At 37.5% G+C, this 13,958-nt stretch carries 12 protein-coding genes; 10 read left to right on the forward strand and 2 right to left on the reverse strand.

The window, feature by feature from the left end; all coding sequences use genetic code 11:
- Positions 1-101 precede the first annotated feature (101 nt).
- Positions 102-890, reverse strand: coding sequence for a type I methionyl aminopeptidase (map, locus tag CPS_RS06895; RefSeq protein WP_011042386.1), 789 nt, complete (start codon positions 888-890; stop codon positions 102-104).
- Positions 891-1,175: 285 nt separating this feature from the next.
- Positions 1,176-1,796 carry a hypothetical protein gene (locus CPS_RS06900; protein ID WP_011042388.1) on the reverse strand — a complete coding sequence of 207 codons (621 nt, stop codon included), beginning with the start codon at positions 1,794-1,796 and terminating at the stop codon, positions 1,176-1,178.
- A gap of 670 nt (positions 1,797-2,466) precedes the next feature.
- Here CPS_RS06900 and rpsB point away from each other — a divergent pair.
- The 10 genes from rpsB to CPS_RS06950 all read left to right on the forward strand — a co-directional run bounded on the left by rpsB (position 2,467) and on the right by CPS_RS06950 (position 13,955).
- Positions 2,467-3,195 carry a 30S ribosomal protein S2 gene (gene rpsB, locus CPS_RS06905; protein WP_011042389.1) on the forward strand — a complete coding sequence of 243 codons (729 nt, stop codon included), beginning with the start codon at positions 2,467-2,469 and terminating at the stop codon, positions 3,193-3,195.
- A 134-nt stretch (positions 3,196-3,329) separates the two neighbouring features.
- Entirely contained in the window at positions 3,330-4,178 is an 849-nt protein-coding gene (tsf, locus tag CPS_RS06910) for a translation elongation factor Ts (protein ID WP_011042390.1), read from the forward strand.
- A gap of 512 nt (positions 4,179-4,690) precedes the next feature.
- Positions 4,691-5,434, forward strand: a complete 744-nt coding sequence (pyrH, locus tag CPS_RS06915; protein WP_011042391.1) for a UMP kinase — start codon at positions 4,691-4,693, stop codon at positions 5,432-5,434.
- Between the two features lie 76 nt (positions 5,435-5,510).
- Complete coding sequence (frr, locus tag CPS_RS06920; protein ID WP_011042392.1) at positions 5,511-6,068, forward strand: ribosome recycling factor; 558 nt, start codon at positions 5,511-5,513, stop codon at positions 6,066-6,068.
- Positions 6,069-6,176: 108 nt separating this feature from the next.
- Positions 6,177-6,941, forward strand: a complete 765-nt coding sequence (gene uppS, locus CPS_RS06925; RefSeq protein WP_011042393.1) for a polyprenyl diphosphate synthase — start codon at positions 6,177-6,179, stop codon at positions 6,939-6,941.
- Between the two features lie 100 nt (positions 6,942-7,041).
- Positions 7,042-7,905 carry a phosphatidate cytidylyltransferase gene (locus CPS_RS06930; protein ID WP_011042394.1) on the forward strand — a complete coding sequence of 288 codons (864 nt, stop codon included), beginning with the start codon at positions 7,042-7,044 and terminating at the stop codon, positions 7,903-7,905.
- Positions 7,906-7,953: 48 nt separating this feature from the next.
- Positions 7,954-9,189 (forward strand): 1-deoxy-D-xylulose-5-phosphate reductoisomerase, encoded by a 1,236-nt coding sequence (gene ispC, locus CPS_RS06935; RefSeq protein ID WP_011042395.1) that lies wholly within the window; start codon positions 7,954-7,956, stop codon positions 9,187-9,189.
- Between the two features lies 1 nt (position 9,190).
- Entirely contained in the window at positions 9,191-10,549 is a 1,359-nt protein-coding gene (gene rseP / locus CPS_RS06940; RefSeq protein WP_011042396.1) for a sigma E protease regulator RseP, read from the forward strand.
- A 325-nt stretch (positions 10,550-10,874) separates the two neighbouring features.
- Entirely contained in the window at positions 10,875-13,328 is a 2,454-nt protein-coding gene (gene bamA / locus CPS_RS06945) for an outer membrane protein assembly factor BamA (RefSeq protein WP_011042397.1), read from the forward strand.
- Positions 13,329-13,436: 108 nt separating this feature from the next.
- Positions 13,437-13,955, forward strand: coding sequence for an OmpH family outer membrane protein (locus tag CPS_RS06950; RefSeq protein ID WP_011042398.1), 519 nt, complete (start codon positions 13,437-13,439; stop codon positions 13,953-13,955).
- The last annotated feature ends 3 nt before the right edge of the window (positions 13,956-13,958 follow it).

Genomic DNA, 13,958 nt, shown 5'->3' on the forward strand with positions numbered 1-13,958 from the left:
CCTTTTATCTATAGCGATTAATCTGTAGTTTTTAATATATTGTACCCATTATCAATCAATATGCATGGTTCCCGCACTTTGAATGTTAACGGATATCGATACTAATTATGTAATATACGCGCAATCGTTTCTTCTTCACGCAACGTTAAAATCTCACAACCGGTTTTAGTTACTACAATAGTGTGTTCCCATTGAGCAGATCTTTTACCATCGGCTGTATAAACAGTCCAGTTATCAGTTTTGTCTAAAGTAGTACCGGCGCGGCCTAAGTTAACCATAGGCTCAATGGTGAAACACATGCCTACTTCCATTTTAGTTTTGTCATTATTTTTATAGTGCATAATTTGTGGTTCTTCATGAAACTCTTTACCGATACCATGACCACAATAATCTTTAACAATAGAATAACGACCTGATTTTTTAATGAACTTTTGAATAGTTGCGCCAATTTCACCAAACGTGGCGCCTGGTTTAACTTTCTTGAGTGCTAAATAAAGTGATTCTTGCGTAATACGACAGAGGCGATTATCTTCAGCGGAGGGCTCACCAATAATAAACATTTTACTAGTATCACCATGATAACCATCTTTAATTACGGTGATATCAATATTAATAATATCGCCATCGGCTAACACAGTTGCATCAGGAATACCGTGGCAAACAACATGGTTAACAGAAGTACAAATAGACTTAGGGAAGTGATGATAGTTCAGTGGTGCAGATATAGCATGTTGAACATTTTCTGTGTAATCGGCACATAAGGTATTAAGTTCATCAGTGCTAATCCCCGCTTTTACATGCGGAGCGATCATTTCTAAAACGTCAGCAGCTAATTGTCCAGCAATTCGCATTTTGGCTATTTCGTCTTGGCTTTTTATGGTGATGGCCATCTTGTTCAATCTCTTTTAGTTTGCGCTAGCCACAGTATTACTTGCGACTGAGCTTTCAATTAATTTTAATACCAATAACACTAACTAAATGACCATTTGTAAGTGGTCTAAATATCAATAACCTTGTTGCTTTCAATTGTAATAGTCAGCTATTACTCAATCAAGCGCCTTGCTTTTGAAGATTTATTATCATTGCTTATTTACAATGAAAGCTATAACCCATAATTAACGTCATTGGTATGGTTTCATCTATATCGATGAGCAACGTGCTAATAAGATAGCAAGTTAACTGTACTTATTTAACTCTAATTTTATCGCATCAATGATGGCATTAGGATCTTCTAAGTAAAAATTGTGATTAAGTAGGATGAGTTCATCATCTATAGCTAATAATAATGCAGGAATAGCTTGAGTTCCTATTATATCTTGAAGTGCATAAATTTCATGTACTTGTGCTGCAGCATCAGTGGTTAACTTGGTTTTATTAATCACTTTTGCTGGTACAGATAATTTGAACTCATCAATGATGTCGCTCAAATCTGCTGGCTCACTTAAGTCATTACCTGCTGAGAAATGTGCCGTTTGTAGAGCATTTAATAATCCTAATGCTTGCTGTGGTGTTTTACCTACAGCCCAAGTCATGAGATTTGCGCATAAGGTAGAATCTTTTCCTTGTGCCAACTTACTCATATAATCAGGTGAAAAATTAACAGAAGATAATTCTTTAACTTGAGCTATTTGTTGCTTAGTTATTATATTCTCGCCGTCGGCATCTGAAAAGTAGGCACAATGCCATAAGTTCAAAGCCACTTCTGGTAACGCTTGGTTTACCGCATTCACTAAGGGAGTTGCTGCATAACTCCACGGACAGTGACTGTCATAAATGAAAAATAATTCTGCTGCCATTATTTACTCTACAAAAGTTGATGATTTTAATTAAATATATCTATACCCGCTTCACTTGAAGATGCTCGTTCCAGGAAGTCTGAGCAATTCATAATCAAGGCACATTTTTTATTAAGGGTCATTCCCTTAAAAAGAAATGTAACGCAGAGTGTGATTTGCTCAGCCTTCCCCAAGGGGCTGGTTTAGAAACGCTTTATGCTGCGTTATTGATGTCGACAATAGAATAACTATTCTCTTCAATCAATGTCTTGCCTAAAGGCGTTTCTAATGCCAGCTGAATCATGCATCTTTAAGTGAAACGGGTATATATCTGATGATTTTAACTCGCCTTGTCCGATTATCCCACTATAAATCGACATTTGATGACAAATGATTTTTACCTCGCTAAAGGATCCTTTTTATGGTATAAAATGCGGCGCTTAATTTTTAGTTAATCTGAGTTGTCTTTTTTATAAACGACAATAAATAGTTTAGCTTGGTTAAGTGACAATTTAAATCGACTATTCGATCAAGAAACTTGTTAGTTTTTTGGCTTATTAAGTCATTATTATAAACTCACATACATCTATTAAAGGTATACCGGGGTGCTCAGCTTTTGACTATAAAGTCGAAACAAAGGAGTCGTGTATATTGGGTGTATGAACGCTTAACCCCATAAAGGAAAAGAAAAATGTCAAACGTTTCAATGCGCGATATGCTTAAAGCAGGTGTTCACTTCGGTCACAAAACTCGTTACTGGAATCCTAAAATGAAGCAATTCATTTTTGGTGCTCGCGATAAAGTTCATATCATTAACCTTGAACAAACAGTTCCTATGTTCAATGAAGCACTTGCTTTTGTAAACAATGTTTCATCGAAAAAAGGTAAAGTATTATTTGTTGGTACTAAACGTGCTGCAAGTGATGCAATCAAAGATGCTGCTATTAAGTCTGACCAATTCTACGTTAACCACCGCTGGTTAGGTGGTATGTTGACTAACTGGAAAACAGTTCGTCAATCTATCAAACGTTTAAAAGATTTAGAATCTCAAAGCACTGACGGTACTTTCGAAGCGTTAACTAAGAAAGAAGCGTTAATGCGTACTCGTGAAATGGAAAAGCTTGATAAAAGCTTAGGTGGTATCAAAAACATGGGTGGTTTACCTGACGTTTTATTTATCATTGATGCTGATCACGAGCACATTGCTATTAAAGAAGCAAACAACCTTGGTATCCCAGTAATTTCTGTTGTTGATACTAACTCAAACCCTGATGGCGTTGATTACGTTGTTCCAGGTAACGATGATGCAATTCGTGCTGTCACTTTATATTGTGATGCTGTTGCTAACTCTGTGCTTAGCGGCCGTGAGCAAAACATCGTAGTACAAGCTGAAAAAGACGGTTTTGTTGAAGCTGAATAATTTCAGTTAACAATACGTTTATTTTCTATTGCCACAAAAGTACGCTTTTGTGGCAACTTATTTAATACTTATGCCCAAAATTGATTTAGTGATAATTCAAATATGGGGATAACAGAAAACTGAGGAATTAACTCATGGCAATTACTGCTGCAATGGTTAAAGAACTTCGTGAACGCACAGCTGCGGGCATGATGGATTGTAAAAATGCTTTAGTAGAAGCTGAAGGCGACATGGAACTTGCGATTGAAAATATGCGTAAGAACGGTCAAGCTAAAGCGGCTAAGAAAGCCGGTAACATAGCTGCTGAAGGTGCAATTTTAATTAAAACTACTGATGGCCTTGCTGCTTTAGTTGAAGTTAACTGTCAAACTGATTTCGTAGCAAAAGATGATAACTTCTTAGGTTTTGCTAACGAAGTTGCTGACGCTGCACTTGCTTCTAAAGTAACAATCGCAGAGCTTCAAGCACAATTCGAAGAAAAGCGTATTACGCTTGTGACTAAAATTGGTGAAAACATCAATATTCGTCGCGTAGAATACGTTGAAGGTGCTAATTTAGCATCTTATAGCCATGGCGCTACTATCGGTGTTGTTGTTGCTGGTGAAGGTGATGCAGAATCACTTAAGCACATTGCTATGCACGTTGCTGCAAGCAAACCTGAGTTCTTAACTCCTGATGACGTTCCAGCTGATGTTGTTGCCAATGAAAAGCGCATTCAAATCGAAATGGCGATGAACGAAGGCAAGCCTCAAGAAATCGCTGAGAAGATGGTTACAGGCCGCATGAAGAAGTTTACTGGTGAAGTTTCTTTAACTGGTCAAGCTTTCATCATGGAACCTAAGAAAACTGTTGGTGTAATTCTTACTGAGAAAGGTATCACTGTTTCTAACTTCGTACGTTTAGAAGTTGGTGAAGGTATCGAGAAGAAAGAAGAAGATTTCGCTGCTGAAGTTGAAGCACAAATTGCTGCTGCTAAAGCTTAATTCGTTTTATTTGATGGATTAGTTTTATTACTAGCAAAATCAAATAGCTTGAATTACCAAAAAACGTCTACCTAGGTAGGCGTTTTTTTATGCCTACTATTTAGCGTCTGCTATTCTTTCGTTATTACACTGGTAGTCGTTCATTTGTTGAAGGGTAGAGCAGAGTACAAAAAGTGGAGTGACTGTATAAAGGTTGGATAATGTATTTACCTGCCAAGTAGCAATAAAAACGCTACACTTTGCTCCTTTTATCGCAATTTTTCCACTTTAATTATTTTTTGCATCGAATGACTATACTATAAAACTCATACCGAGAATAAAATCACTTTAAGTTAAATGGATTTTAACCTTGAAAAGTCACCTGTTCATAATATTTACATAATAAAAATAGAGTTTTTTCAGTTTAGACTATCGTGTGTGAGCTAAACGTATTAAAATAGCCGCGGTCTTTTGACCTCGGCTTTTTTTGTGCTTAAATTTTATTACTTTAACCGCGACAGGAATTTCTCCCTATGACAACCAATCCAAAACCTGCTTACCGAAGAATTCTATTAAAACTCAGTGGTGAAGCGCTGATGGGAGACGAGGGTTTTGGTATTGATCCAAAAGTACTTGACCGTATGGCTCAAGAAATAAAAGAGCTGGTAGAGATGGGTATTCAAGTAGGTCTAGTTATCGGCGGTGGAAATTTATTTCGTGGCGCAGGTTTAGCTGAAGCCGGTATGAACCGTGTTGTTGGCGATCAAATGGGTATGCTTGCGACCGTAATGAACGGCTTAGCAATGCGTGATGCTCTTCATCGTGCCTTTGTAAATACACGTTTGATGTCTGCCATAGATTTAGCGGGCGTATGTGAACGTTACAACTGGGCAAATGCTATTAGTTTGTTAAAGTCTGGCCGTGTGGTAATCTTTTCAGCAGGAACAGGTAATCCATTTTTCACTACAGATTCAGCCGCGTGTTTACGTGGTATCGAAATTGAAGCTGATGCCGTGTTAAAAGCGACTAAAGTTGACGGTGTATACTCAGAAGATCCTGCCAAGAACCCAGAAGCCGAACTTTATAGCGAACTAAGTTATGATGAAGTGCTTGATAAAGAATTAAAAGTAATGGACTTAGCTGCCTTTACTTTAGCACGAGATCACAACATCCCTATTCGTGTGTTTAATATGAATAAGCCAGGTGCTTTGAAATCTGTCATCATGGGTAATACTGAAGGCACAGTGATTTCACACAAGAAACGTACTGAAACTTAAGTCAAAACTAAGGGTGAGTAAGTCAGGATGTTTAAAGCCTGACTTAAGTTAACTTATTAATATTTAGGAAATTATCGTGATAGATGAAATAATTGAAGATGCTCAAGACCGCATGGGTAAAAGCATTGAAGCTTTAAAAACTAGCTTGACTAAAATCAGAACTGGTCGTGCTCATGCCTCATTATTAGATAATATTGTTGTTGAATATTATGGTATGGATACTCCATTAAACCAAGTCGGTAATGTTTCAGTGCCAGATGCACGAAATCTTTCGATTACAGTTTTTGATAAAAGTATGATTTCAGCTGTTGAAAAAGCTATTATGAAATCTGATTTAGGCTTGAACCCGCAATCAAATGGCACGTTAATTCGCATTCCATTACCACCGCTTACAGAAGAGCGTCGTAAAGACCTTGTTAAAGTTGTTCGTGGTGAAGCTGAAGGCGGAAAAGTTGCTATTCGTAATATTCGTCGTGATGCGAACTCTGATTTTAAAAGCTTGTTAAAAGAAAAAGAAATCAGTGAAGATGATCACCACCAAGCTGAAGATTCAATTCAAAAGATAACAGATGTATTTGTGAAGCAAGTGGATGAAGTGCTTGTGAAAAAAGAAGCGGAACTAATGGAAATATAAGTTCGTTTATTACAAAACGCCATGTTGTTGCTGTTTAGCCAACTGGCGTTTTTTATTAATAGCGTTTTATAAATACGAAAACTTAAATAATTAATGGAAAATTGTTAAGTGGATAATACCGACATATTGGTTGAACAAACTGATAATAAAAGCATCCCTCAACATGTTGCTATCATCATGGATGGTAATGGCCGCTGGGCGCAACTGCAAGGCAAGGGACGAGTTGCAGGACACAAGGCTGGCGTTGAATCAGTACGACAGGTTGTTGCTACGGCCCGAAAGTCTAATGTTAAAGCGTTAACACTCTTTGCTTTTAGTAGTGAAAATTGGCAGCGACCGGCAAAAGAAGTCAGTGTACTGATGGATTTATTTATGTATGTGCTAACTAAAGAAGTTAAGCGTTTACATAAACATAATATTCGCTTTCAAGTGGTTGGTGATTTAAGCCGTTTTTCTGATAAATTACAAAAAAACATTGCTAAATCAGAGCAGCTTACTGCAGATAATACTGGATTAGTATTATCCATAGCGGCAAATTATGGTGGTCGTTGGGATATCGCTCAAGCGGCTAAAAAATTAGCTAGTGACGTCAAACAAGGTACTATGTCCCTTGATGATATTAATGAAGAAACACTCAATGAACATACCTGTTTAGCAAACCTACCTACATTAGATCTACTTATCCGTACCGGTGGTGATTATCGCATTAGTAATTTTCTCTTGTGGCAAGCTGCTTATGCAGAGCTTTATTTTACCGATACGCTGTGGCCTGACTTTAATGAAGTACAATTTTTAGAAGCCATGAGCTGCTTTGATCACCGAGAACGTCGTTTTGGCAAAACAGGCGAACAAGCAAGAAACGAAAAAATATAGTTGAAAACTTACTAAAAATATAATTAAGAATAGTAAGCCGAGTAACCTTACTCAGAGCTTGCCTGACTAGCATATAGTCCATTACTAAAAAGGGTAGCCCTTGTTAAAACAACGAATTATAACGGCTTTAATATTAGCACCAGCTGCAATCTCAGCAATTTTCTATTTGCCCATTAACTACTTTGCCGGGCTTCTAATGGCAATTATCGCCATAGGTTCATGGGAGTGGGCCCGCTTTATGGGTTTGGTCAATACCATTCAACGTTTAGGTTATGTCGTAATCACTAGCGCTTTAATCGCTACTCTATGGTTTTTATTACCAGTAGATGAAACTTGGTTAGTCATAACAGGTGTACAACATGAAATAACGTCACTGTTGTGGTTAAGTGTTATTTGGTGGTTATTTGCTGCTTTATTAATGTTTTCATATCCTAAGTCGAGTGCTTTTTGGTCTAATAATAAATTTATAATTGCAATGTTTGGTTGGTTAACCTTAGTACCTACATGGCTTGCCTTTATGGTTTTACGTACAAATAATTATGTATTAGATGAATTTCAAGGTGCGCAGTTATTGATGTACTTGTTTATGCTAGTGTGGAGTGCTGATGTAGGTGCCTACTTTGTCGGGAAATCTTTAGGTAAACATAAACTAATGCCCAATGTTAGTCCTGGAAAAACCATTGAAGGATTTCTGGGTGGTGTCGTTTGTGCAGCTATCTTAACTGGGATCGTGGGGGTTTCATTACAATGGTCAAATGATAAGTTTATAACGGCTTTGTTAGTTACCTTATTGATCACCTCAATTTCTGTGTTAGGTGATTTAACGGAGAGTATGTTTAAACGTCAAGCGGGTGTTAAAGATAGTGGTTCTATCTTACCCGGTCATGGCGGTATTTTAGATAGAATAGATAGTCTAACGGCAACTGCACCTGTTTTTGCTCTTTGTTACCTATTACTTGCTTGATAATCTCTGTATTTTCGAGCATTTTAATAAATTAATTGGGGTAAATGCGTGTCTAAACGTCAACTTTGTATATTAGGTTCAACGGGCTCAATTGGTTGTAGTACTCTCGATGTAGTAAGACTTCACCCTGAACGATTCCAAGTCATCAGTTTAGCTGCTTATACTAGCGTTGATGTGATATTCGAACAATGTATTGAATTTAAGCCACAGCAAGTAGTACTCGTCTCTAGTGAACACGCAGCTCTACTTACTCAAAAATTAAATGACGCAAATGTTAGTAATATTACTGTTTTATCAGGTGAACAAGCTTTAATTGATATTGCCGAGTGTCAAAATTCAGATACAGTGATGGCGTCTATTGTCGGTGCTTCTGGTTTGTTACCGACGCTCGCCGCAGTGAATGCGGGAAAACGAGTGTTATTAGCGAATAAAGAAGCCTTAGTAACATCAGGCGCTATTTTTATGGCTGCTGTAAAAGCCTCAGGCGCAGAGCTTTTACCTATCGACAGTGAGCACAATGCAATCTTCCAGTGCTTGCCATCCCAGCAGCAAGCTGAAATAGGTGAATGCCAACTTCTTGCCAATGGCATCAGTAAGATATTGTTAACTGGCTCTGGCGGGCCTTTTAGAACTAGAGCTATTGATACCCTAGAATCAGTGACACCTTCACAGGCGTGCGCTCACCCGAACTGGGATATGGGACGAAAAATATCCGTTGATTCTGCCACTATGATGAATAAAGGTCTTGAATTTATTGAAGCTAAGTGGCTTTTTAATGTTGAAGCTGAAGATATTCAAGTGGTTTTGCACCCCCAAAGCACCATACATTCAATGGTACAGTACAAAGATGGCTCTGTAATTGCGCAAATGGGCAATCCAGATATGCGTACTCCAATAGCCCATGCTTTGAGCTTTCCAGAACGTATTGAATCAGGCGTAGCACCGCTAGATTTTTTTAATACTCCCTCTTTTGAATTTCAACCCGTTGATTTTGAACGATATCCTAATCTGGAACTTGCAATTGAAGCGTGTAAGCAAGGTCAAGCTGCTTGTACTGCGCTCAATGCTGCCAATGAAATTGCTGTTGCTGCATTTCTAGACGAAAAAATAAAATTTACCGATATTTATAAAATAAATGAAACTTCTGTGAAAAAATTTGTCTCACAAAAGGTAGATAATATTAATGAGGTTATTGCCCTAGATGAGCAAGCGCGTTCATTTGCACAAACATTGTTAGCAGATTTTTTGCAAACTGAAGCGCTATCGCAAAAGGGTAATAAATAACATGATGGACTTTTTGTGGAACCTAGCATCTTTTGTTATCGCCTTAGGTATCCTAGTTACAGTACATGAATATGGTCACTTTTGGGTCGCTAGAAAAAACGGCGTAAAAGTTGAGCGATTTTCTGTCGGTTTTGGTCGAGCTCTTTGGCGAAAAACAGGAAAAGATGGCACTGAATATGTTTTGGCGATGATACCTCTGGGTGGTTATGTCAAAATGTTAGATGAGCGTATTGATGATGTTAAGCCTGAAGATAAAGATAAAACTTTTAATTCTAAAACAGTTTACCAGCGTATAGCGATTGTCGCAGCAGGACCTTTAGCTAACTTTATTTTTGCTTTATTTGCTTTGTATATAATGTTCCTTATTGGTGTTCCAAGTGTAAAACCAATGATCGGAAATATTAGTCCAAGCTCAATTGCAGCGGAAGCTAATCTAACAAAAGATAGTGAGATTGTTAGTATCGCAGGCGATAAAACACGTAATTGGCAAGAAGTTAACCTTGCGCTAATAGGACAAATTGGTAATCAAGAAATAACCATTAAAACTAAAAATAGTGATAGCCAGTATATATCTAGCTTTACTTTAGACACCAGTAATTGGGAATTCTCACCGGATAAAACGTCGGCTTTAACTAGCTTAGGTATTTCGCCTTATAGACCTAAAGTACACAATGAATTGGCGGCTGTGGCAGAAAAAAGCCCTGCTGAGTTAGGCGGACTTTTAGTGGGTGACAAGCTCATCGCTGTTAATGATGTCTTAACGGACGATTGGGTAGCTTTTGCAAAAGAGATAAAACAGTATCCGGGTAAAGAAGTATCAATCACTATTAAGCGTAATGATGAAATACTAACCCCCCTAGTGATACCAAACAGTATTGAACAAGCAGGAAAGGTTATTGGATATATTGGTGTTGCCCCTAAAGTTGATGCATGGCCAAAATCGTTATTAGTTGAATTAAGTTACGGACCAATTGATTCTCTCCAAGAAAGCGCACAGCGTACTTGGAATTTGACAAGTTTAACATTTAGTATGATAGGGAAACTTATTACTGGCGATGTATCGGTAAAAAACCTAAGCGGTCCTATCGGTATTGCTCAAGGTGCAGGTAATAGTGCAAGTCATGGTTTTGTATACTTTCTAGGCTTTTTAGCGTTAATTAGTATTAATTTGGGAATAATTAACCTTTTACCGCTTCCAGTACTTGATGGTGGACACTTACTCTATTATCTTATAGAGCTTTTTACAGGTAAAGAAGTGCCAGAGAAAACGCAAGAGGCAGGATTTAAGTTTGGTGCCTTAGCATTATTGATGTTGATGGCTATTGGCTTATTTAATGATTTTAGTCGGGTTCTTGGGTAAATAATTATTTCTGCGAATATTACGCTTATAAAAAAGAGCGCACAAAGAAGTCACTAAAAATTTTAACAAAGTGATAATAAAAGTTTTAAGTTAAATCGTTTGAAGAAAGGATACACTCCTTATTGCTATCAAGCTTTATGAGATTTCAACGGATGGATAAAGAAAGTCGAAGAGGCTAATTTTAAGGTAAATACCTTAACACTTTAATATTATTGGCTATGAGTCGTTTATTGAACTCAGTCTAATGTTAGAGTCACTGCTGTATATTGAGTGTGTAGCTAACCGTTTTTATAAAAAGAAGTAACGAAGTTTATAATATATGATCATGAAAAAAATTGCCTTAGCCCTACTATTAGGTGCGCTAGGAACATCAGTACCTATTGCTCAAGCTGCATCAAGCTTTCAAGTTGAAGACATCGAAGTTAAAGGTCTTCAACGTGTTGCTTTAGGGGCCGCGTTAACGCATATACCTTTCAATGTCGGTGACGAACTCAATGACTTTCGAATTTCACAATCTATAAAGGCCTTATACCAAGCCGGTCACTTTAATGATATTAGAGTTTACCGAGATGGTAATCGCTTGGTTTATCGTGTTAGAGAACGAGAAACAATAAACGAAATTATTTTTGATGGTAATAGCGATCTTAAAGATGAGCAGCTAACAGAAAGTCTTGATGGTAGTAATATTCGTGTCGGTGAAACTCTTGATCGCACCGTCATCTCTGGTATAGAGATGGGCTTAGAGAACTTCTATCACAGTGTGGGTAAATACAATGCGAAAGTGACCGCTAAAGTAACCCATTTACCACGAAACCGCGTTAATTTAGAGTTCTCATTTGTTGAGGGTGACTCTGCTGCTATCAAACAAATAAATATTGTTGGTAACGAAGTTTTTTCTGATATAGAAATTCTGGATAAAATTGAGCTAACGTATGATTCCCCTTGGTGGAATTTTATGGCGCAAGACAGATATCAGAAACAAACGTTACAAGGGGATATGGAAACGATTAATAGTTATTATCTTAATCGCGGCTATTTACGCTTTAAAGTAGACTCCACACAAGTATCAATGACCCCAGATAAAAAAGCGGTCTATATCGCCCTTAATGTGAGTGAAGGTGAAACTTATAACATTAGTGAAGTTGACTTTGTCGGTGACATGGCTGGTTTTGAAAATACCATCCGTGCTATTAACCCATTACAAGCGGACGAGTTATATAACGGTGCAGAAGTTACTTATACTGAAGAAGTTATTAGTAAATTTTTAGGTCGCTATGGTTATGCTTATCCTAAAGTGAGAACCATTCCAGAAGTTAATGACGAAAACCATACCGTTAAATTATCAATATCGATTGATCCCGGAAAGCGTGTTTATGTAAATCGCATAAACTTCACAGGTAATCATGTTACTGCTGATAACGTATTACGCCGTGAAATGAGACAAATGGAAGGTGCTTGGTTATCTAACAGTGTAGTTGAATCTTCAAAGTCATGGTTACAGCGTCTACCTTATATGGAGACCGTTGAGTTTGAAACTAAACAAATTGAAGGTGAAGATGATTTAGTCGATATCGACTTTACTGTTAAAGAACAGCCTTCTGGCTCATTTAATGCTGGTATAGGTTATGGTTCAGAAACAAAGTTAAGCCTTAACGCGGGTGTACAACAAAACAACTTCCTAGGCACGGGTAATCAACTGGGCTTAAACATTGCCAGAAACAGTTATCAAAAAAATGCCACTATCTCGTACACTGACCCTTACTTTACCGTTGATGCTGTCTCCCTTGGTGGACAAGTTTATTACAGTGAATATGATGCTGGTAATGCCAACTTGGTTGAATATAAGAACAAAACCTTCGGCCTAGGTCTTAACTGGGGTTTTCCAGTCAATGAATATCTTCGCTTAAATTTTGGTGTAGGTTGGAAGTATAACCAAATATCGCAATTAGAAGCGTATGATCAGATTCAAAACTTTTATGATATCTATGCTGATCCTAATGACCCCGATGGTCAATTAGCCTTTAAAACGTTAGATTTAAATGCTGGTTTATCACGAAGCACACTAAACCGTGGTACTTTTCCTACGTCAGGTTCACAACAACGATTTAATGCGAAAATGACGTCACCAAAGTCTGATTTGCAATACTTCAAACTAAATTATGATGCTAAATTTTATTTCCCATTAACCCGAAGTCAAAAATGGTCAGTACTAACTCGTATACAGTTAGGCTACGCCAATGGTTACGGAACCGTTGATGGCAATGATCAATTATTACCTTTCTGGGAGAACTTTAGTGCAGGTGGCTCAGATTCTTTAAGAGGTTTTGAGAATAACAGTGTTGGACCTCGTGCTATATATCGTAGCCCGAAGCAACTACCTGGTGGGGGCTGTTGTTTAGGTCCTGACAATGATTCTATTGCGGTATCACAAAGCTCTGTTGGTGGTAATGCTATGGCGCTTGCAGGCTTAGAGTTGATAGTACCAACACCTTTCTTAGACGAAAGTTACTCAAACAGTGTACGTACCAGTATTTTTTGGGACGCAGGTACTGTTTGGGATACAGAATTTAACATGGCAAGTTATTCAAATTTAGCGCCTGAAGAGTTTGCTAAAATTGACGACTATTCAGATCCGGGACGTTTTCGTAGCTCTGCAGGTATTTCACTGCAATGGCTTTCGCCAATGGGACCAATGATTTTTAGTTTCGCTAGATCCGTTAGAGAAGAAGAGGGTGATGATCTATCATTCTTTAGCTTTAACATAGGAAAAACATTTTAAAATGCAGATTTTAGCTGCGTTAAATGAATTAATCTTGCTATATTAATCGACAGAAATATTTACCTGTGAAAATCGCAAGTAACAAATAATAAATAAAGGGGAACAACGTTGAATAAAGTTATTAAAACTATGGTTATGGGCGTAGCAGCATCAGGTATGTTATTAGCAAGTTCAGCTATGGCAGCAGATCAAAAAATTGGGGTAGTTAATTTTCAAGAAGTGATGAGTAAAATACCGCAAACAGCCGCGCTAATGCAAAGCTTAGAAGCTGAATTTAAAGACGAAAAAGCTATCATTACCCAGCTTGAAAAAGACATTAAATATTACCAAGAAAAACTCAAGCGTGATGGTTCATTAATGAGTGTAAAAGAAAAAGAAGAGCTTAATGTAAAAGTTAAATCTCTATTTCAAGAATACCAGGTAAAAGGCAAAGCTTTACAAGACAAAGCTAGTCAACGTCAAAACCAAGAAACTAATAAAATCATAGCCTTAGTACGTCAAGCGGTAGACAATATTGCTGTTAAACAAGATTATGACTTAGTGCTTTCTCAACAAGCGGTTGTTTATGCTAAACCAGATGCTAGCCTTACTGAAATTGTAGTAGAGCAAGTAAGTAAACTTAAGTAAGCT

The sequence above is a fragment of the Colwellia psychrerythraea 34H genome, from assembly GCF_000012325.1.
In the GTDB taxonomy this organism is placed as follows: domain Bacteria; phylum Pseudomonadota; class Gammaproteobacteria; order Enterobacterales; family Alteromonadaceae; genus Colwellia; species Colwellia psychrerythraea_A.

Bases quoted from the DNA above. Each gene is read 5' to 3' on its own strand.
- map (WP_011042386.1), bottom strand. From the start codon at position 890: ATGGCCATCACCATAAAAAGCCAAGACGAAATAGCCAAAATGCGAATT.
- CPS_RS06900 (WP_011042388.1), bottom strand. From the start codon at position 1,796: ATGGCAGCAGAATTATTTTTCATTTATGACAGTCACTGTCCGTGGAGT.
- rpsB (WP_011042389.1), top strand. From the start codon at position 2,467: ATGTCAAACGTTTCAATGCGCGATATGCTTAAAGCAGGTGTTCACTTC.
- tsf (WP_011042390.1), top strand. From the start codon at position 3,330: ATGGCAATTACTGCTGCAATGGTTAAAGAACTTCGTGAACGCACAGCT.
- pyrH (WP_011042391.1), top strand. From the start codon at position 4,691: ATGACAACCAATCCAAAACCTGCTTACCGAAGAATTCTATTAAAACTC.
- rseP (WP_011042396.1), top strand. From the start codon at position 9,191: ATGATGGACTTTTTGTGGAACCTAGCATCTTTTGTTATCGCCTTAGGT.
- bamA (WP_011042397.1), top strand. From the start codon at position 10,875: ATGAAAAAAATTGCCTTAGCCCTACTATTAGGTGCGCTAGGAACATCA.